Raw genomic sequence first — 19,078 nt, 5'->3', positions numbered from 1 at the left:
GAGCGAAGGTGCGGTGACCCTCACAGATGACCACGCAGGCGCATGCAACCGGCCGTCGAGCCGTCAAGGCCGTCATTCCCGCGGCGGGGCTCGCGACCCGATTCCTTCCGGCCACCAAGGCCGTACCGAAGGAGCTTCTGCCGGTGGTGGATCGGCCGGTACTGCAGTACATCGTGGAAGAAGCCGCCGCCGCAGGGATCACCGACGTCCTGTTGGTGACCGGTCGGGGCAAGACCTCGATGGTTGACCACTTCGACCGGCGGCCCGACGTCGAGGCGCGGCTAGAGGAGAAGGGCGACACCGAGCGGCTGGCCGCCGTGCGCCGGACCAGCGAACTCGCGGACATCTACACCTGCCGGCAGGGCGAACCGCTGGGGCTGGGCCACGCAGTCGGGGTAGCCGCGTCGCACGTCGGGAACGAAGCGTTCGCTGTGCTGCTCGGTGACGAGTTTGTCGCCGAGGACGAGCCGCTGCTGCCGGCGATGCTGGACCTGCAGGCCGAGACCGGTGGCATTGTGCTCGCGTTCATCGAGGTCAAGCCCGAGGAGACCAGTCGATACGGCATCGCATCGGTGGTGGCTGAGCCCGGCCGCGGTGACGACATCGTCAAGGTCACCGGGCTGGTCGAGAAGCCGTCGCCGGCCGAGGCGCCGAGCAACCTGGCCGTGGTGGGACGCTACGTGCTGCCGGCGGCGATCTTCGAGGCGATTCACCAGACGAAGCCGGGCAGCGGCGGCGAGATTCAGCTCACCGACGCGATGGCGCAGCTGCTGGCCGAAGGCGTCCCGGTGCACGGCATCGTCTACCGGGGACACCGATACGACACGGGAATGCCGCTGGGCTACCTGCAGGCCGTCGTGCAGCTGGCGTCGCAGCGGCCCGACCTGGGCGCGGAGTTCCGGCAGTGGCTGAGCGAGTTCGTGACCAAGAACATCGGCGGTGCGCAGGGATGACCGCGACGGCCGATGCCGAGGCGGCCGCCAACGAGCTGATGCCTCTCGCCGAATACCTGGGCAGCGTGCTGCGCAGGCTTCGGGCGCTGCCTCCGCTCGACCTCGACCTCACCCAGGCGCACGGCAACGTCCTGGCAAACGACGTGCTGGCCCCGCACCCGTACCCGGCGTTCGATCAAGCGGCGATCGACGGGTACGCGGCCCGCTGGGAAGACCTCGCTGCCGCCGGGCGGATCAACTCGCACCCCTCCTTCGGACAGTTCGAGGGTGGGCTGCGGCCGGTCCGGCTCAACGTGGTCGGCGACCTGGGCGCGGCCAGCTGGCGCCCGGTCCGGTTGACCCCGGGGACCTGTTTTTCGGTGGCGGCCGGTGCGCCGCTGCCGATCGGCGCTGACGTCGTGGTGCCCGTGCACTGGACCGATCAGGGCATGGCCGCGGTGGAGATCCTGCATGCGCCGAAGCGCGGGTCAGGAGTGCGGCGGGCCGGCGACGAGCTGCCGGTCGGGCGGGTGCTCGCCTCCGCCGGCGCCTACGTGACACCGGCCATGGTCGCCGTGTTCGCCGCCTGTGGCATCGGGCATGTCGTGGTGCGGCCCAGCCCGCGGGTCGTCGTGGTCGCCACCGGTGACGAGCTGGTCGACGTGGGTCGGCCCAGTCAGCCCGGGCAGGTGGTGGACGCCAACTCGCACGCGCTGACCGCTGCGGCGGTGGAGGCCGGCGCGCTCGCGTACCGAATCGGCATCTGCGACGACGACCCGGAAAGCCTGCGCGGTCTGCTCGAAGATCAAACGCTGCGGGCCGATTTGATCATCACGACCGGCGGCACGGGTACGGGGCCAGGTGACATGCTCCGCCGCGTCCTCTCCCGCCGCGACCACGGCCGGGGCGCGGTCGAGTTCACCGACGTGGCGCTCTGTCCCGGCGCCGCGCTGGGCTTCGGCACCGTCGGCGGCGAGGAAGTGCCGGTCGTCTGCCTGCCCGGCGAGCCCGGCGCCGCCCTGATCGGCTTCGAGGTGCTGGCCCGCCCGGTGATCCAGCTCCTCGCCGGGTCCGAACCGGTGTTCCGGCCCAGCGTGAAGGCACACCTGCTGGAAACCGTCTCGTCGCCCGGCGGACTGCGCGAGTTCCGGCCCGCGCACGTGGCGGAACGGCGCGGCGGTGGCTACACGGTGCAACCGCTCGCCGGGGGGCCGTACACTCTGTCCGGCCTCGCCGAGGCCAACGGTTTGCTGGTCCTGGGCGAGAAGGTCACCGCGGCCGCGGCCGGGTCGACCGTCGACGTGCTGCTGCTCGACCGGAGGCGATGATGCTGCTGGGGTCGACGCCCGGCTGGCCCGCCGTGCTGGCCGACGGCCCGGTGCTGCTTCGGCCCTACCGGCGAGGCGACGCCGAGGCCTGGTCCGAAGTCCGCGTAGCCAACCAGGCCTGGCTCGCCCCCTGGGAATCGGCGCCGCCCGGGCCGTGGGCCGACATGAACTCGCCGCGGGCGTACCGCTATGTCTATCGGGACATGAGCCGGGCCGCACGGCGCGGCGACAGCATGCCGTTCGCCGTTTGCCTGCGGCAGAGCAGCGGCGAGGAACGCCTCGTCGGCCACATCAACCTGGGCAGCATCGTGCGGCGGGCCTTCGGTTCGGCGTACGTCGGCTACTGGGTCGACTCCCGGGTCGCCGGCCAAGGAGTCATCCCCACGGCCCTCGCACTCGTCGTGGACCACGCGTTCGGATCGGGCGGGCTGCACCGCGTGGAGATCAACATCCGCCCGGAGAACGGGCCCAGCCGGCGGGTCGTCGAGAAGCTCGGCTTCCGCGAAGAGGCTTACCACCCCCGTTACATGCACATCGACGGCGCCTGGCGCGACCACCTCGGGTACGCAATGACCAGCGAGGAAGTTGCCAGCGAGGGCGGTCTGCTGGCCCGCTGGCGCCGATTGCGTACCACAGCGAAATGATCATCGAAGGCTGGCCGGTCCGGCGCGGCGCGGCGATTTCCGCAGCTCTCGCCCGTAATCTCGGGGAGATTGCGACTTTTTCGTGACCGGGAACCGTACGCCCGGCACGATCTGCGGCTGACGGGAGGGGTGAGGGTGCCGACCTCGGTGCTCCTCGCCGTCCTCGCCGCGGCCGGGTTGCTCGCCCTCGCACCGGCCCTCGTCCGCCGGTACGACGCCACCGAGCGCCTGGCAGCGGAGCGGGCGTCGTCGACGGCTCGGGTGCTCCAGCGCCACCGTCGGCTCCGCAGCGTGCCCGGACGCCGACCGGTCAACCCCGGTCGCGGGTTTCTGGTTACGACCCGGACCCTAACGGGTGATCCAGTACCGGCCATTCCGGAACAGGTCGCCCCCGTCTCGGGCGCTCCCGTATCGGCCCCACCCGCCCGACGCCTGCGGGTCGTGTCAGCCCGGCGTCCGGTGCGCCGTCGTCCCGTACGCCGGCAGACCCCGGCCGTCGTCCGACGCCGCCGGGTCTTCGCCGCACTGCTGCTGCTCAACCTGATCGAGCTGGTCGGCGTGCTCGCCGTCGGCCCCGGCTTCTGGATCAGCTTCGCGGTGACCGGCACCCTGCTCGGCGTCTACCTGGTGCACCTGCGCAACCACGCCATCGCCGACCGCCGCCGGCGCCGCATCGAAGCACGCGAAGCAGCCTGGCTCGCCGCCCGCCAGGCTGAGGTGCGCCGCGAACAAGCCCGCCGCGCGGCCGCCCGGCGAGAAGCCCAGCGCAGGCTCGCCGCCCAGCGTGAGGCGGTCCGCCGTACCGCGATGGGACTGGACCGTGACCCGGACCTGCCGGCCGCGGCAAACGGCGGTTCGGTGTCCTACCGGCGGGCCGGCGGACTCCGTGGTCGGGCGTACGAAGCGGGTGGCCGGGGCGCGTCCTATCCCGCTTGAGGATCACCACCGCCACGCGGAGGGGGTGACTCGCTGGGCGGGTGGGGGACCTGTTAGCCTAGCTGCGGTCCTCAGGGACCGGGGGGCTGTGGCGCAGTCTGGTAGCGCACCTCGTTCGCATCGAGGGGGTCTGGGGTTCAAATCCCCACAGCTCCACCCCAAGGTCAGAGGCCATATCCGGCGACGGATATGGCCTCTTTTCGCGTGCTACCACCGCGGCGCAGGTACACCGGGCGTCGGGTGAACACCATCCGGGGGGTCTGCCAGAAACCTGGCGGCCAGGCGTGAACCAACCTGGAGATCGGCTTGAGATCACGTTGACCTACGGCGGCCAAGCTTGGGACATCGCTCCCCTCGGAAGGACCCACGCTGTGAAATTCAAGCTGCCCGGTATCGTCACCGCCGTTGGGGCGGCCGCAGCAATGATGGCGGCAGTCTGCGCGCCGAGCGCGGCGTCGGCGGCCACGAAGTCCACGGACGCGTTGCTCGACGTCAGCCCCTACCGAATGGGGAACCTCTACCCCAGCCTCACCTGGTCCAATTACGTCTACTACAAGACGATTGCCGGCACGGACCACTACGACATCATCGTCAGCGGAGCAGGTAAGACCCAGACGGTCAGCAGCCCGGGTTACGGCTTTGAAAAGACCGGCAGGCAGCGGGCCGTCGTGGTGAACCTCGACCCCTGCGTGAGCTACGTGGTGAAGGTCGGCGCTCGCGACGCCAATGGCAACGGGCCGACCAGCCGCGGACGGCTGGCGAACTCGATCCGCCCGGGCGGAGTCTTGAAGGCGTCCGCGAAGCGCGGCACCGACCCGACTACTGCGACGTTCACCTGGACGCCCCCGGCGGTCCGCGGGCACACCAACGAATACGGCATGTCGGTTAAAGAGGTGGTGAGCCGGCCCACCCCGCTGTCGTACCAGACCGAGCTGGTCCGGATGTCCGACAACAAGGTGGTGAAGTCGTACACGATTGCGGCCAACACCATCACCGGTTCGGTCTCCCACAGCGTGACCGGGCTCGATCGCAAGGGTGCTTACGTCCTGCGGGTGAAGGCCACCAACGCCTGGGGTACCTGCGACAACAAGGCCGGTCGTATCCTGCTGAACCGCGTGTCCTGAGCGCAGACGGCGACTTAGGCGCCGTTGGTGATGAGTTTGCGGCGCTCGATGACCTGCTGGAGTTCGACGACGAGGCGGCGCGGGGACAGGGGCTTGGGCAGGTAGCCGTCCGCGCCGGAGCCGAGGCCCGCGTTGATGTCGTGGAAGTGGGCGTTCGCGGACACCATCAGGACGGCCGCGTTGCGGACCTCCGGGTTGCGGCGGACGAGCTGGCACAGCTCCATGCCGTTGAGCGCGGGCATGCGGACGTCGGTGACGATGCCGACCGGGCGGGCGACCTGGATGATCCGGGCCGCGGTGCTGCCGTCCTTGGCGCCGACCGTGGTGTAGCCGGCCCGCTCGAGGGCGAAGGTCAGCATGTCGCGCAGGTCCGGGTCGTCCTCGGCGACGAGGATCAGGTTCTCGTTCATGTCCGCTCGAATCGGCCGGCGCGGGCGATCCCCGAGCAAGATCCGAGTTGCATCCCGGGAGCATCGGTGACCAGCGCATGATCTTCGTGACACATCGATCACGTTGAGAGTCCGCGCGCCCTCGCGGCATTGGCGGGGTTGGGGTAGGAGACTGCACGAATGCTGGGACGAAACTCATCGCACTTCTGGGGCGTGGTGCTCGAGACTCCCGATCCGCTGGCCCTGGCGGAGTTCTACGCGGCGCTGATGGACTGGAAGATCGTGAAGGAGGAGCCGGACTTCGTGGCCGTTGCTCCGCTGGGTGATCATGTCGAGTATCTGGCCTTTCAGCGGTCGCCCGACTACGAGCAGCCGACCTGGCCGAACAAGGCGCACAAGCAGCAGATGATGATGCATCTCGACATCGAGGTGCCGGATCTGGAGACAGCGGTCAAGAGCGCCACGGCCGCGGGCGCGACCGAGGCGGACCATCAAACCCAGGACACCGTACGGGTGATGCTCGATCCGGACGGCCATCCCTTCTGCCTGTACGTCGACAACGAGGGTTAGCCGACTCGCGAAGTTTTCGTTGTAGTGGTTACGACCGATCTGTTGACCGCGCGGGGCGGCACAGGATCATCTGCGATATGGCCTCCTTTATCGCTCAGCTCAGCGACTCACACCTCACCACCGGGCCGTTGGGGGGCGGCCCGGCTGCCGGGCTGCAACTCGCCCTGGCCCGGGTCATGGCGCTCGATCCGCGGCCGGACTGTGTCGTCGTCACCGGCGACCTCACCGACAACGGCCGCGAGGAGGAGTACGCCGCCCTCAAGGAGGTCATCGGGGACTTCCCGCTGCCGCTGCACCTCACCACGGGCAACCATGACGACCGGGACGCGATGGTCAAGACGTTCGGCGGGGAGCCGTACTATGCCGTGGACTATCCCGGTTTCACGCTGGTCGCGCTGGACTCGCTGATCCCCGGCTCGCCGGCCGGCCGGCTGGGTGCGGAGCAACTGGAGTGGCTGGACGCGGTGCTCGCCAACCGCCCCGACGTGCCGGCGATGCTCGGGCTGCACCATCCGCCGATGCCGATCGGCATTCCGTTCCTGGACGACATGCGGTTGCTCGACGGCGATGCGCTGCGCGAGGTGGTGTCCGCGCATGGCAACGTCGCCCGGATCATGGCGGGCCACATCCACAGACCCATCACCGCCGGATTCGCCGGCACCGTGCTGACGGTGGGTCCGAGCACCTGGCGGCAGACCGGCCTGCTGCTGAACTCCGACGCCCCGCCCGGGTACGTGGCCGAGCCCACCGGATTCCTGTTGCACCTGCTCGAAGGTGACGACTGCGTGACCCACACCGTGCAGGTCAGCCATGCGGCGGCCCTGCTCGGCGCATACTGACCGCCGCTCGGCGCAGCGATCATCGAAGTGTCATACCCCCGCTATACGGTCGATGTTCAGCGGGAAGGGGAAGACCGATGATCGACCACGTCGTTCTCGGGGTGCACCACCTCGACGAGAGCCGGCATTTCTACGAGCATGCACTGCGTCCGCTCGGCCTCAAGGTGGTGGCTGAGCGGCCCGAGATGGCCGGCTTCGGCGACGACAGCGGGCGACCGTTCTTCTGGCTGGCTGTCCGGGAGCCGACGCATCGCGTGCACGTGGCGTTCACCGCGCCGGACCGCGCAGCGGTCGATGCGTTCCACGCCGCTGCGCTGTTGGCGGGCGGGGTGGACAACGGTCCGCCCGGGCCGCGGCCGATCTACCACGAGCACTACTACGGCGCGTTCGCCTTCGACGCGGACGGCAACAACATCGAAGCGGTTTGCCACCGCCCGGCCTGACAGGCGGTTTGCCACCGCCCGGCCTGACAGGCGGTTTGCCACCGCCCGACCTGAAGAGGACTTCCGGCCTGGAGAGGAAAGGAGCAAGATAGGCCGAAACGTCGGTCTTGCTACTTCTGGGTGGTACCTCTGAAGTCACGTCTCGGAGGTGACCGTCATGCAATCGCCCCTGCCCACGAATGAAGCCGACCGGCTGGCTGCCCTGTACGACCTGAACATCCTCGACTCCGCTCCAGAAAAGGACTTCGACGACATCGTCGCGCTGGCCGCGTCGGTGTGCGACGTACCCATGGCGCTGGTGTCGCTCGTCGATTCCGACCGGCAGTGGTTCAAGGCGCGGGTCGGGACCGACCTGACCGAGACGCCGCGTGACCTGGCGTTTTGTGCGCAGACGATCCGCGGCAAGGACCTGCTGGTCGTGCCGGACACGACGAAGGACGAGCGGTTCGCGGAACATCCGGCCGTGTTCGGCGGCAGCGGCATCCGCTTCTATGCGGGCGCGCCGCTGATCACCACCGACGGATTCGCGCTGGGCACATTGTGCGTGCTCGACTCGACGCCCCGCTCGCTGGATGCCGAGCAGTTGCAGGCGCTGCGGGCGCTGGCCCGGCAGGTGACGACGCAACTGGAACTGCGCCGGTACGCCACCAGCCTGGCCAACACCACGGCCCGCCTGCAGGAACTGGAGCGGCGCAAGGACGACCTTGCGGGGCTCGTCGGCGGCAAGCTGCGGGCGCCGATGAAGCTGATGCGGGCGTTCCTCGCGGATCTGGGCGACAAAGGGGTGCCCGATCCGGAGCTGGCCGGCCTGGTCGGGCGGGCCACCGCCGCGCACTGCCGGGGCCTGACCGACCTGCTCGACCACCTCGCCTCGATGGCGGAGGCGGGGCAGGGCGCGGACAGTCTGCACATGCGGGAGATCGACCTGACCCGGCTCACCGAGCGGGCGGTCGAGGCGGTGCGTCCGATCGCCGCCACCAAGCGGATCTGGATCCTGAACCACGCCGGCGGGCCGTCGCTGCCGATCATCGCTGACCCCGTACGCCTGGAGCAGGTGTTGATGCAGTTGCTCTTCGCAGCGATCAAGTACACGCCGGCCGGCGGACGGGTGAAGGTGGGGACTGAGATCGAGTCCGGGCCGGCGCTGCGACTCGACGACATGGATCTGCCCGACGGCATGCGCCCTGATCTCTTCCCGCACCTGTACTACGGGACGATCTCGCCGCCGTCCGGTGCGCCGGGACCCGATCAAGGGTTGGCGGTAGCCAAGAAGATCCTCGATGCGCACCATGCGACGGTGGCGCTGTCCGACCGGCCCGGCGACGGCACGTCGCTGCACGTGGTCTTCCCCTTTGCGGAGAAGGAGCGGGACCGGGAGCTGGAGTTGGTCGGCGTCTGACGTGCCGCGAACCCGCTCCCACCCGGCTGCAGTTCGGGTGGGAGCGGGTTCGCGTGGGGAGGTGTGCGGTCCGGGACGCGAGTCTCGTCAGGACCGGCCGGACACTCCCCGGACCCCGTGTGGATAGCCGGGGCCGGAACCGCCGCCCGGGGGCGAGCCGGCCGACGGGAGGTCTTCGGGTGGCAGAACCCCATCCGGGGGCGTGAGCAGGCGATCCTTGGGGCTCTGCGTCGGCACGGGTGGCCGGGCAGTGGCCCGTCCCGCGGCCGGGTGGGCCGGCCCTCGCTGGTTGTCGCGGCTGGGGGGCCAGGTGTCGACCGGCGGGGCGACGCTCTGCTGCGGTAGCACCGGGATCCGTGCCGCGGGCACCGACTCCACGCCGGTCAGCCCGGCGCGGTGCAGTTTGTGCCAGCGCAGGCGCGCGCCCGTCATCGCGGTCATCGCAGACTGGATCAACACCAGATACATGAGCTGCCGGTACGCGAACTGTTGCAGCGGCAGCCGCCACAGCGGGCGCAACGACTCCTTGTCGAAACGGAACGCCACCGCGGCGGTGAACAGCTGTAGGGCCAGCATGCTCAGCCAGGCGACGACCGTGGCTTCGAGCTCCCAGAACACGATGCCGTACAGCAGCATGATGTCGACGACCGGGGCGAGCATGGGCAGCGCCACCCCGAACAGCGCCAGGAAGGGTAGCCCGACGCGGCCGAAGCGGCCCGAGTCCCCGGTGTCCGTGAGCGCACCGCGGTGCTTCCACATCGCCTGCATGGTGCCGTAGCTCCAGCGGTACCGCTGCCGGTAGAGCTGCTCCAGGGTGGCCGGCGCCTCGGTCCAGGCCTTGGCGCGCTCCTCGTAGACGACCCGCCAGCCGGCCCGGCACAGCGCCATCGTCACGTCGGTGTCCTCGGCCAGCGTCTCGTCGCTGATGCCGCCCACCTCGGCCAGAGCTGTCCGCCGGAACGCGCCGATCGCCCCCGGCACAGTCGGCATGCAGTTCAGCACCTCGTAGAGCCGGCGATCCAGGTTGAAGCCGATCACGTACTCGATGTGCTGCCAGGCCGAGACGATGTTCTCCCGGTTGCCGACCTTGACGTTGCCCGCGACTGCGCCGACTGCCGGGCTGGCGAACGGCTGCACCAGCATCCGGATCGAGTCCGGCTCGAACACCGTGTCCCCGTCCACCGTGACGACGATGTCGTGCTTGGCCAGGGCGATGCCGGTGTTCAGCGCGTTCGCCTTGCCGCCGTTGGGCACGCGGATCACGCGTACGTTGGGGAGGCGAAGTTTCTCGACGATGTCGGCGGTGCCGTCGGTGGAACCGTCGTCGACGACCACCACCTCGATCTCCGGATGGTCGCCACCGGCCAGCGACCGCACGGCCGCCTCGATGCCTTCCTTCTCGTTGTAGGCGGGCACGATCACCGACACCGGCTCGGTCACCGGCGGGCCCCAGCTGAAGTTCTTCTTGCGGCGCTGCCGGGCATGCCGGGTCGCGAGCACGAGAAGCAGCAGGGTACGCCCGATCGTCAGCGAACCCACCACGAGGAACAGCCCGGCGATCACCCACACCATGCCGTCGGCGACCCGTACGGTCCACAGCAGTGCCGACCCCCGCCAGCGGTCGGTGGCCTCCGCCTCCGGGTTGACCGGCAGCAGCGGCACCGGCGTGATGGATTCCTTCTCCTGCTGGGCGATCGCCAGGTTCATGCCCTCGGTGACCGTGGTGAAGGTGTATCCCCGCGCCTTCATCATCGGAATGAAGACCTTGAGCGCCGCGACGGTTTGCGCCCGGTCGCCGCCCGCGTCGTGGAAGAGCACCACCGCGCCGGAATCGCCGGGCGGAGTCGCGTTCTGCACGATCCGCTCGACCCCGGGGCGCTGCCAGTCATGGCTGTCCTGGTCGTTGACCACCACCAGGTAGCCGTGCGCGCCGGCTTCCTTGATGATCTTCCAGTTCACCTCGTCGATCGCTTGCGGCTTCGACGAGTACGGAAATCGGGCCAGGTTGGTGTGGACGTTCGCGGCCCGGGCAATGGCGACCTGCGTCTGGGACAACTCGAGATCGCGCCGCCAACTCGCGATGCGTTGCAGGTTGGGGTGGGTGAAGGTGTGCAGGCCGACCTCGTTGCCCTGCGCGGTGATCCGCTCGGTCAGCTCGGGATGCCGCGCCACCTCGGAACCCACCACGAAGAACGTGCCGTGCGCGTCGTTCTCCCGCAGCACGTCCAGCACCTTCGGCGTCCAGGTCGGGTCCGGCCCGTCGTCGAAGGTCAGCGCGATGGTCTTGCTGGGCAGCCGGTTTGAGCTCTCCTGCCCGCCGGTGGTGTTGATGATCGGCCCGCCGCCGCGAATCGCGGCCGGCACGCCGGCCTGGTCGCCCACCTCGGATTCGATGTGGTCACCCCGGAACTCCGCATTGATGTACGCCTGCACGACGAGTACACCGACGAAGAGCCCGATCAGGAGTACGCCGAGCATGACCCGAGGGCGGGGCAGGATGCGGCGGCGGGACCGGCTCCGGTTGCGATTGCGGCGCTTGGTCATCGTCAGTCCTTGTCGCTTTCGCTGCCTTCGTCGCCGTCGTCAGCTATGGCCGCGGTCCTGGTCCCGGCCGGTGCGGGTGCCTTCGTCGTAGCGGGCGCTGTCGTCGTGGCGGGTGCTTTCGGCGTCGTCGCTGTCGTCGCGGCCGGTGCGGGTGCTGTACCCGCCGGCTTTGCGGGTGCTGTCGTTGCGGCGAGTGTGGGTGACTTGGGTGCGGTCAGGGCCGGGGCCTTGGTGCTGGCGGGTGGTTTCGGGGTCGGGGGTTCGTCGGTGTCGGTGGGGTCGGTGGCGGGGAGCACCGGTGCCAGCGGGAACTTGGTCCCGGATCCGCCGCCGCTTTGCCCACCGCCGCCCTGTCCGCCTCTGCTCAGCCCGCTGGCGCCGCCGGATGAGCCGCTGCCGCCCGTGTTTTGTCCACCGTTGCTTGCACCGCCGCTATTCGTGCTGCCGTTACTGCTGCCTGCATTGCTGCCGCTGCCCGTGCCGCCGCTGCCTGCACTGCTTCCGCCGCCTGTACTGCTGCCGCCGGTGCCGCTGCCCGTGCTGCCGCTGCCTGTAGTGCCGCCGCCGGAGCCGCCGGTGCCGGGTGGGAGCGGCGGCGGGGCTGGGGGCACCGGGGTCGGGGTGGTGGCCGGCGGGGTGGTCGGGACCGTGGTGGGCGGTTTGGTGGTGGATCCCTCGGTTGGCCGGGTGGTCGGTGGTGCGGTGGTCGGTTTGGTTGTTGGCTTCGTGGTGGGGGTGGGCGTGGGCCGTACCGTCGGGGTCTTTGATCTCGGTAGTTCGCCTGACTCCACGGTCCGCCGGGTGATGGGCTCGGCCTGCCGGGGCAGGAACTCCATCACTGGCCGGGTGCTCGGCGCCATCGTGATCAGCGGCGTCGGCGTAGGCCGGGCCGCGGTGGCTTCCTCGTCGTTGCCGTCCGCGAGGTCCGGCAGCGGCAGTACCGCGCTCGAACTGACCGGACCGCCGGCGAGGCTGACGCTGATGAGTCCCCCGTAGACCATGCAGAGGGCGCCGAACCCGTACGCGACGCGCCGCAGCATGCGCCGGCGGCGCCCGGTCGAGTCCACGAACACCGGGGAGGGATGCGCGACGACGATCACCTCGGTGTCCGGGATCTCGGCGTCGGCGGAAAGCTGGTTCTCAGGCTCCTGCATTGTCACGCGGCGAGCTTAGGAACATCTACGAAGATCATGATCGGACTCACCTGATCAGATGACGTCCGCGAGATGTATCGAATTCATCCGAAACGGTGAGCGCTGGAGTTTGACCTGATCAGGCGAGTGTGTGCAGCCATTTTGGGGGTCCTGCTGACCTGCGGATAATCTTCGCGGAGGGGAAGGTTACGCGATTTCGCGGAATAATTCCCTGTCGTATTAACGACTCGCCGACAGGGCCATTTCTGAAAGCCATTCGTCAATAGCTTTGCGGCTTAAAAGGCAATATAACCTTATGTCTGAATTGTCGCAAACGCTCGAGCGGGAGACGGTCCGTAGTCGTGTCGATTCTCAGCGTCCCGAGCGTCTCACGGAGGGTGCTGCCAGGCGTTACACGTAGTGGAGAAAAACTCGCAGACAACGCACAGACTCCAGCCGTTGTGCCGGCCACCCACGCTCGTTAAGCTTCCTCTTGCACGCCCCTATCGCCCGCTTCCCCCGTGGCAGGCGATCGGGGCGTTGCTTATTTCCGGCCGTCCGAGCAGCTCGCTCCGGCCTTCTTGACGGGCCAGCCAGCGCCGGCCAAAGTCACAGCCAGCGCCAGCGCCAGCGCCAGCGCCAGCGCTGAGCCAGCGCTAGGCCAGAGCCGAGCCAGCGCCAGGCCAGAGCCAGGCCAGCGCCAGCGCCAGCGCCGAGCCAGCGCCCGGTCAGATCCAGCGGCTGCCCAGCCACATGCGGGCTGACCAGTCGTCGTAGGGCAGGAGCTGGCCGATGAAGATCGGATAGAAGTAGGCGAAGCAGAGCCCCACCAGCAGGACGTACACCGCGGCGACGACCGTGCCGATCAGTTGGCGGTCGGTGCGTCGGGTGCCGGCGGCCATGCCGGACGGCGGGGTCATGATGGCGCCGAGGACGTAGACGACAGCCAGGATGAGGAACGGCAGGGCGGGCAGGGCGTAGAAGGAGAACATGGTGCGGCCGTCCTTGACGGCGAAGAAGAACCAGGGGAGTAGGCCGGCGACGACCCCCGTACCGATGGCGAAGGCGCGCCAGTCGCGGCGGGCGATGCCGAACCAGACGAGGGCGCCAAGGGCCGGCAGGAACGACCACCACAGCAGGGGCGTGCCCAGGAGCAGGATCTCCGCGGCACAGCTGGCGGCGCCGCAGTCGCCGTTGCCGCTCCAGTAGAAGGCCACCGGGCGGCCCAGCAGCAGCCACTGCCACGGCCACGACTGGTAGACGTGCTTGTCGTCCAGGCCGCTGTGGAAGGTGTACGCCTCGTAGTGGTAGTGCATGAGGTTGAGCAGCGCACCCAGGACCGGGGGTTCGTCCATGCCGTTGGCTTCGCGGTAGTGGCGGAAGTAGCCGGTGTTGGTGACGAACCAGCCCGTCCACGTAGCCAGGTAGAAGACCACGGTGAGGACGAAGCTGAGGATCAGGTAGCCGAGGTCGCCGAAGATGCCGGGGAAGATGGGGCGACGCATCCCGGCCGAGCGGCGAGCCTGGATCCGCCACACGACGACGAGCAGCCCGAGGAACGGCGCGAAGAACAGCGCACTCCACTTGACGCCGCAGGCGAGCCCGAAGGTCATGCCCGCTACCAACAGCCACCACGGGACGACCGGAAGGTGGCCGCGTGGCCCGGTGGGATCGTGGCCGGCTTCGAGGGCCTTCAGCCAGCGCCGGCGGTAGTGGTCGCGGTCCAGGACCAGGGCCGCGAAGGTCAGCAGGATGAACAGGCCGAGGAAGATGTCGAGCAGCGACGTCCGGGACAGGACCAGCTGGAAACCGTCGAGCGTCATCAGCAGGCCGGCCGTGCCGGCTAGCACGATCGAGTGGAACAGCCGGTAGGCGACCCGGATCAGCACGAGGATCATCAGCGTGCCAGCGACCGCGGCGGGGAAACGCCAGCCCAGCTCGGTGTTGCCGAATGCCTGCTCACCCAGGGCGATCAACCACTTGCCCAGCGGCGGATGCACCACGTACGCGGGACCGTTTGTCTTCTCGTCCCACTCGACGCCGTGCTGCAGCATGTCCCAGGCGTCAGTCGGGTAATACACCTCGTCGAAGATGTGCCCCTTCGGACGGCTGATGCCGATCAACCGCAGCACCGCCGCGATCGCCACGATCACCGCGGTGACCAGCCACGAATACGGGTTCAGCCAGTTGTCCAGGGTGGCGAGCCGGCGCCGTACGGCCGCGGGCACGCCGCCTGACCCGGCGCCCGGAGTTTCATCCTCGGGCGGGGGGTTCGGGGTCTCAGTCTCCGCTGTCGCCGCAGTCACCCCGCGATCGTAGGCCGCCGTCCCGCGTGCCGGCGTCCTCAGCCTACGGCGGGTCGCTCTTGGCGGCCCAGGACAGCACGGTCCGGGACGGATGTGATGGACTCGGCCGGTGGACGAGAACGGTGCAGGTCGGGTCGTGCTGGTCGGTGCGCCGCTCGGGAACACGGGTGACGCGTCGACCCGGCTGCGCGAGGTGCTGGCCGCCGCTGATGTCGTCGCGGCTGAGGACACCCGTCGGCTGACCCGGCTGTGCCGCGACCTCGACATCACGGTCGGCGGGCGGATCGTGTCGTACTTCGAAGGCAACGAGGAGCGGCGTACGCCGGACCTGGTCGAGGCCCTACGCGGCGGGGCGGTCGTGGCCGTCGTGACCGACGGGGGCATGCCCAGCGTGTCGGATCCCGGGTACCGCCTGGTGCGGGCCGCCCTCGACGCCGGCTTTGCAGTGACTGCCGCCCCGGGGCCGAGCGCGGTGACGACCGCGTTGGCGTTGTCCGGGCTGCCGAGCGACCGGTTCTGCTTCGAGGGCTTCCTGGCGCGTACCGGGTCGGGGCGTCGGTCTCGGCTGCGGGAGCTCGCCGCTGAGCCGCGCACGCTGGTGTTCTTCGAGGCGCCGCACCGGATCACCGGGATGCTGCAGGACCTGGCCCAGACGTTCGGCGCCGAACGGGAGGCCGCGGTCTGCCGGGAGCTGACCAAAACGTACGAGGAGATCCGCCGTGGCCCCCTCGCCGAGCTGGCCGCCTGGTCCGCCGAGGCCGGGCCACGCGGCGAGATCACCGTGGTCGTGGCGGGGGCGCCGGCCGGCCCGGCCGACCGTCCAGCGGACGACGACCTCCGCGCGGCCGTCGCCGAGCGCGAGGCCGCCGGCACCTCACGGCGGGATGCGATTCAGGCCGTCGCCGACGCCTACGGGCTGCGTAAGCGCGAGGTGTACGAGCTGGTGCACGCCGCTCAGTAGGCGCTGAGGAGGAACCCGGCGAGGAGGGCGAGCGGTCCCGCCAGACTTGCCAGGGTCGCGAGCCGCCGGGCCCGGGCGGTCTCGAGCCGGCGCGCCCCGGTTAGTCCGGCGATGCCGAGCCCGCACAGCAGCACCAGCAGGAAGCCCAGGCTCCAGCGCAGGTGCACCAGCATGCCGGTGTCCCCGGCGTACGCCTGCCTGCTGTCCTTGCTCACCATCCGGGCGGGAACCACCGAGCCGGTGCCCCGCTCGGCCGGCTCAACCCCGAACAGGGCGATCGACGGCACGGTGTAGACGCCGTCGGCCGAGGCGAACTGGCCGATGCAGCGCTGCGAGACGCCGTCGCCATTGCAGCGGGCGATCGTCGCGGTGCCCTGGTGGCCGTGCCCCACTGCCAACCAGAACGGCTCCGCGCTGACCCAGGAGAAGAACGTGGCGACCAGGGCGAGCACGAGCAGTGCCAGCAGCCCACCGGCGGGTCGACGCGGTTCCCGTGGGCGGGGCCGTGGCGGCTTGCCGGTTCCCGGTGGCAGCTCGCGAGGGGGCGCCTCGGCGCGTTGCTCCTCGCTCAGCCAGAACGGGGAGGTTTCGAGGAGGGCGTTGGCTCGCTCCGCGCGTACCCGATCCTGCAAAGCCCGGTCCGCGCGCGCGTGCTCTTCCCGCGCCCGGCCGAGCGCGCCCTGGCCGGGCACGGCCTTGCGGTCCAGGGCCACCGTCGGCCGGTCGCGCGCCGGTTCCGGCAAAATCATCACATCGGGTACGGCCGCAGCCTGCCGGGGCGTCTCCTCGGGTACGGCGGCAAGCAGGTCCACGATCGTGGGTTCCTGATCCGCGTCCTTCCGGTTCGCCTTTCGGCTGGTCCGCTGGGGGAGCGTGGTCTGTTCGGCGACCTGGGGCGCGTAGGCGGTGACGGTGCCTTCGGCGTTGAAACGGGCGGCGTCGAGCTGGTCGTGGTCGCTCTCCACCGCCTTCGTCTCCGCCTCCTTGGCGGGTGGCGCGAGGGCGGCGTCGGCATCCTGCATCCCGGCCTGGCGAGCTTCCGCGGCTTCCCCGGAGTGGCGCGCAACGTGCGCTCTCGCCGGCTCTGTTTCGCTCGCCTGAACCGTCTCGGCAGCCGGCGCTGCTTCGCTGGTCTGCGCTGTTTCGGTAGCCGGCGCTGTTTCGGTAGCCGGCGCTGTTTCGGTAGCCGGCGCTGTTTCGGTAGCCGGCGCTGTTTCGCTTGCCTGCGCTGATTCGTCGGCCTGTGCAGGCCCGCTGGCCTGCGCGGATTCTGGTGTTTGCTGGGGCGCTTGCGGCGGCCACGTCGCCGGCGGAGCGGACTGCATCGCCTCTTGTGCCTGCCCGGCGGGTTGAGGCTGCGGCGCGGTCGGGGTGCTGAGGTCTGCCCCGCGTTCGCTCGAACTGTCCGCAGCGGGAGCCGCCGGTGTGACCGGCTCGGGGGCGGCGGGCATCTCGATCGGGCGGCGTTGGTGGCGGGGCTGGGGTCGGGCCGGGGCGCCGGTGGGCGCCGGGGCCGGACCGCCGTCAGGGCGCCACCAAGCGCCGGTGCCGGGATCGGCCCAGGATCCCGAGCCCTCCTGGTTGCGCGGCGTTTCCCCAGGCTGCGACGCGTCTCCGGTCATGGCTTCCATTGGACTACGCGGCGCGGCACCCTCGGCGTACATGACGGGCGTGTCGGGGCAAAAAGGGCGGATGCCGATCCGTTCGCAGCGCAGCCACCCGAGTCACTACGCTTGACCGTCATGAGTCACGTTCTCGCCGCGGTCGCCTGGCCATACGCCAACGGCCCGCGCCACATCGGTCATGTCTCCGGCTTCGGAGTGCCCTCCGACGTGTTCAGCCGGTACATGCGGATGTCCGGCCACGACGTGCTCATGGTGTCCGGCACCGACGAGCACGGCACGCCGATCCAGGTGCAGGCCGACGCCGACGGGGTGACCCCGCGCGAGCTCGCCGACCGCTACAACCGGGTGATCGTCGAAGACCTGCACGGCCTCGGCCTGTCGTACGACCTGTTCACCCGGACCACGACCCGCAACCACTACGCCGTCGTGCAGGACGTGTTCGCCGGCCTGCACGCCAACGGCTACATCGTGGCCAAGACGACGCTCGGCGCGATCTCGCCGTCCACCGGGCGCACGCTGCCCGACCGCTACATCGAGGGCACCTGCCCGATCTGCCGGTACGAGAGCGCCCGCGGCGACCAGTGCGACAACTGCGGCAACCAGCTCGACCCCGAGCAGCTGATCGACCCGAAGTCCCGGATCAACGGCGAGACCCCGAAGTTCGTGGAGACAGAGCACTTCTTCCTCGACCTGCCGGCGTTCGCCGAGGCGCTGGGCAAGTGGCTCGACACCCGCGAGGGCTGGCGCCCCAACGTGCTGAAGTTCTCCCGGAACCTGCTCGACGACCTCCAGCCCCGGGCTATCACCCGGGACCTCGAATGGGGAGTGCCCATTCCGCTGGACGACTGGCGGGACCGCAACGACAAGCGGATCTACGTCTGGTTCGACGCGGTCATCGGCTATCTGTCAGCGTCCATCGAGTGGGCGCGCCGGTCCGGTGACCCCGAAGCGTGGCGCAAGTGGTGGACGCCCGGCGGCGACTCCCGGGGCTACTACTTCATGGGCAAGGACAACATCGTCTTCCACTCGGTGATCTGGCCTTCGCTGCTGCTGGGCTACTCGGGCGAGGGCGACAAGGGCGGCAACCCCGGCTCGCTGGGCGCCCTGGACCTGCCGACCGAAGTCGTGTCCAGCGAGTACCTCACGATGGAGGGCCGCAAGTTCTCCTCCTCCCGCAAGGTCGTCATCTACGTCCGCGACTTCCTCGAGCGGTACGACGCCGACGCCCTGCGCTACTTCATCGCCGCCGCCGGACCCGAATCCAACGACACCGACTTCACCTGGTCGGAGTTCGTCCGGCGCAACAACGACGAGCTGGTAGCCGGCTGGGGCAACCTGGTCAACCGGTCGATCTCGATGGCCGCCAAGAACTTCGGCGTGATCCCCGAGGCCGGCGAGCTGACCGACGACGACCGCGCGCTGCTCGACGTGGCCAGGACGGGCTTCGCCACCGTGGGTGACCTCATCGGCAAGCACCGGCAGAAGGCCGCCATCGGCGAGGCCATGCGGGTCGTCGCGGAGGCGAACAAGTACCTCTCCGAGCAGGCGCCCTGGAAGCTCAAGGACGAGGCCTCGAAGCCACGCATGGGCACCATCCTGCACGTCGTCCTGCAGGTGGTGAGCGACGCGAACACCCTGCTCACCCCGTTCCTGCCGCACTCCGCGCAGCAGGTCCACGAGCTGCTGGGCGGCACCGGAGTCCACGCGTCGATGCCGTCGATCGTGGACGTCGACGACCTCGACGGCGGACCGGGCTACCCGGTGCTGACCGGCGACTACACGGTCGGCGCCCGCTGGGAGTCGGTGCCGCTGGTCGCCGGCACCGCGCTGGCCGCCCCCAAGCCCGTCTTCCGCAAGCTCGACCCCTCCGTGGTGGAGGAAGAGCTGGAGCGCCTGGGCTCCTAG

16 protein-coding genes and 1 tRNA gene are annotated in these 19,078 nt (G+C 69.7%); 12 read left to right on the top strand and 5 right to left on the bottom strand.

Features of this window, described 5'->3' with window-relative positions; translation table 11 throughout:
* Positions 1-26: 26 nt before the first annotated feature.
* From ACIA1L_RS11105 to ACIA1L_RS11080, 6 genes are all read left to right on the top strand, one after another.
* Positions 27-953 (top strand): UTP--glucose-1-phosphate uridylyltransferase, encoded by a 927-nt coding sequence (locus ACIA1L_RS11105; protein WP_396072508.1) that lies wholly within the window; start codon positions 27-29, stop codon positions 951-953.
* Positions 950-2,260, top strand: coding sequence for a gephyrin-like molybdotransferase Glp (gene glp, locus ACIA1L_RS11100; protein ID WP_396072507.1), 1,311 nt, complete (start codon positions 950-952; stop codon positions 2,258-2,260). Before ACIA1L_RS11105 ends, glp begins: the two co-directional genes overlap by 4 nt.
* Positions 2,257-2,904 carry a GNAT family N-acetyltransferase gene (locus ACIA1L_RS11095; protein WP_396072506.1) on the top strand — a complete coding sequence of 216 codons (648 nt, stop codon included), beginning with the start codon at positions 2,257-2,259 and terminating at the stop codon, positions 2,902-2,904. Before glp ends, ACIA1L_RS11095 begins: the two co-directional genes overlap by 4 nt.
* Before the next feature lie 135 nt (positions 2,905-3,039).
* Positions 3,040-3,840 carry a hypothetical protein gene (locus ACIA1L_RS11090; RefSeq protein ID WP_396072505.1) on the top strand — a complete coding sequence of 267 codons (801 nt, stop codon included), beginning with the start codon at positions 3,040-3,042 and terminating at the stop codon, positions 3,838-3,840.
* 82 nt (positions 3,841-3,922) lie between these two features.
* A tRNA-Ala gene (locus tag ACIA1L_RS11085) sits at positions 3,923-3,996 on the top strand.
* A gap of 215 nt (positions 3,997-4,211) precedes the next feature.
* Positions 4,212-4,964 carry a hypothetical protein gene (locus ACIA1L_RS11080; RefSeq protein WP_396072504.1) on the top strand — a complete coding sequence of 251 codons (753 nt, stop codon included), beginning with the start codon at positions 4,212-4,214 and terminating at the stop codon, positions 4,962-4,964.
* A 14-nt stretch (positions 4,965-4,978) separates the two neighbouring features.
* On the opposite strand, the gene ACIA1L_RS11075 is transcribed toward ACIA1L_RS11080, so the two are convergent.
* The gene (locus ACIA1L_RS11075; protein ID WP_396072503.1) at positions 4,979-5,374 is read right to left on the bottom strand and encodes a response regulator transcription factor; all 396 of its coding nucleotides are present in this window, start codon (positions 5,372-5,374) and stop codon (positions 4,979-4,981) included.
* Positions 5,375-5,533: 159 nt separating this feature from the next.
* On the opposite strand from ACIA1L_RS11075, the gene ACIA1L_RS11070 reads away from it, so the two are divergent.
* The 4 genes from ACIA1L_RS11070 (at position 5,534) to ACIA1L_RS11055 (ending at position 8,604) form a co-directional block, all read left to right on the top strand.
* Positions 5,534-5,923 carry a VOC family protein gene (locus tag ACIA1L_RS11070; RefSeq protein WP_396072502.1) on the top strand — a complete coding sequence of 130 codons (390 nt, stop codon included), beginning with the start codon at positions 5,534-5,536 and terminating at the stop codon, positions 5,921-5,923.
* 77 nt (positions 5,924-6,000) lie between these two features.
* Positions 6,001-6,762, top strand: coding sequence for a phosphodiesterase (locus ACIA1L_RS11065; protein WP_396072501.1), 762 nt, complete (start codon positions 6,001-6,003; stop codon positions 6,760-6,762).
* Between the two features lie 77 nt (positions 6,763-6,839).
* A complete protein-coding gene (locus ACIA1L_RS11060; RefSeq protein ID WP_396072500.1) occupies positions 6,840-7,205 on the top strand; it encodes a VOC family protein in 366 nt (121 codons plus the stop codon).
* 157 nt (positions 7,206-7,362) lie between these two features.
* Positions 7,363-8,604 (top strand): GAF domain-containing protein, encoded by a 1,242-nt coding sequence (locus tag ACIA1L_RS11055; RefSeq protein ID WP_396072499.1) that lies wholly within the window; start codon positions 7,363-7,365, stop codon positions 8,602-8,604.
* An 87-nt stretch (positions 8,605-8,691) separates the two neighbouring features.
* On the opposite strand, the gene ACIA1L_RS11050 is transcribed toward ACIA1L_RS11055, so the two are convergent.
* The 3 genes from ACIA1L_RS11050 to ACIA1L_RS11040 all read right to left on the bottom strand — a co-directional run bounded on the left by ACIA1L_RS11050 (position 8,692) and on the right by ACIA1L_RS11040 (position 14,587).
* Positions 8,692-11,148 carry a bifunctional polysaccharide deacetylase/glycosyltransferase family 2 protein gene (locus ACIA1L_RS11050; protein ID WP_396072498.1) on the bottom strand — a complete coding sequence of 819 codons (2,457 nt, stop codon included), beginning with the start codon at positions 11,146-11,148 and terminating at the stop codon, positions 8,692-8,694.
* A gap of 2 nt (positions 11,149-11,150) precedes the next feature.
* Positions 11,151-12,308: a hypothetical protein gene (locus ACIA1L_RS11045; protein WP_396072497.1), complete on the bottom strand. Its 1,158-nt coding sequence runs from the start codon at positions 12,306-12,308 to the stop codon at positions 11,151-11,153.
* A gap of 701 nt (positions 12,309-13,009) precedes the next feature.
* Positions 13,010-14,587: a dolichyl-phosphate-mannose--protein mannosyltransferase gene (locus ACIA1L_RS11040; RefSeq protein ID WP_396072496.1), complete on the bottom strand. Its 1,578-nt coding sequence runs from the start codon at positions 14,585-14,587 to the stop codon at positions 13,010-13,012.
* 109 nt (positions 14,588-14,696) lie between these two features.
* Between ACIA1L_RS11040 and rsmI the strand changes: the two genes are divergently transcribed.
* A complete protein-coding gene (gene rsmI / locus ACIA1L_RS11035) occupies positions 14,697-15,548 on the top strand; it encodes a 16S rRNA (cytidine(1402)-2'-O)-methyltransferase (protein WP_396072495.1) in 852 nt (283 codons plus the stop codon).
* Here rsmI and ACIA1L_RS11030 read toward each other — a convergent pair.
* Entirely contained in the window at positions 15,542-16,570 is a 1,029-nt protein-coding gene (locus ACIA1L_RS11030) for a hypothetical protein (protein WP_396072494.1), read from the bottom strand. The two genes, rsmI and ACIA1L_RS11030, sit on opposite strands and share 7 nt — an antisense overlap.
* A 720-nt stretch (positions 16,571-17,290) precedes the next feature.
* Here ACIA1L_RS11030 and metG point away from each other — a divergent pair.
* Entirely contained in the window at positions 17,291-19,078 is a 1,788-nt protein-coding gene (gene metG, locus ACIA1L_RS11025; protein WP_396072493.1) for a methionine--tRNA ligase, read from the top strand.

Source organism: Actinoplanes sp. NPDC051859 (assembly GCF_044452725.1).
In the GTDB taxonomy this organism is placed as follows: Bacteria; Actinomycetota; Actinomycetes; order Mycobacteriales; family Micromonosporaceae; genus Actinoplanes.
Note: the sequence above shows the minus strand (reverse complement) of the source record. Positions and strands in the feature narration are given on the sequence as shown.

Bases quoted from the DNA above. Each gene is read 5' to 3' on its own strand.
- ACIA1L_RS11105 (WP_396072508.1), top strand. From the start codon at position 27: ATGACCACGCAGGCGCATGCAACCGGCCGTCGAGCCGTCAAGGCCGTC.
- glp (WP_396072507.1), top strand. From the start codon at position 950: ATGACCGCGACGGCCGATGCCGAGGCGGCCGCCAACGAGCTGATGCCT.
- ACIA1L_RS11095 (WP_396072506.1), top strand. From the start codon at position 2,257: ATGATGCTGCTGGGGTCGACGCCCGGCTGGCCCGCCGTGCTGGCCGAC.
- ACIA1L_RS11075 (WP_396072503.1), bottom strand. From the start codon at position 5,374: ATGAACGAGAACCTGATCCTCGTCGCCGAGGACGACCCGGACCTGCGC.
- ACIA1L_RS11070 (WP_396072502.1), top strand. From the start codon at position 5,534: ATGCTGGGACGAAACTCATCGCACTTCTGGGGCGTGGTGCTCGAGACT.
- ACIA1L_RS11065 (WP_396072501.1), top strand. From the start codon at position 6,001: ATGGCCTCCTTTATCGCTCAGCTCAGCGACTCACACCTCACCACCGGG.
- ACIA1L_RS11060 (WP_396072500.1), top strand. From the start codon at position 6,840: ATGATCGACCACGTCGTTCTCGGGGTGCACCACCTCGACGAGAGCCGG.
- ACIA1L_RS11055 (WP_396072499.1), top strand. From the start codon at position 7,363: ATGCAATCGCCCCTGCCCACGAATGAAGCCGACCGGCTGGCTGCCCTG.
- ACIA1L_RS11050 (WP_396072498.1), bottom strand. From the start codon at position 11,148: ATGACCAAGCGCCGCAATCGCAACCGGAGCCGGTCCCGCCGCCGCATC.
- ACIA1L_RS11030 (WP_396072494.1), bottom strand. From the start codon at position 16,570: ATGCAGGATGCCGACGCCGCCCTCGCGCCACCCGCCAAGGAGGCGGAG.
- metG (WP_396072493.1), top strand. From the start codon at position 17,291: ATGAGTCACGTTCTCGCCGCGGTCGCCTGGCCATACGCCAACGGCCCG.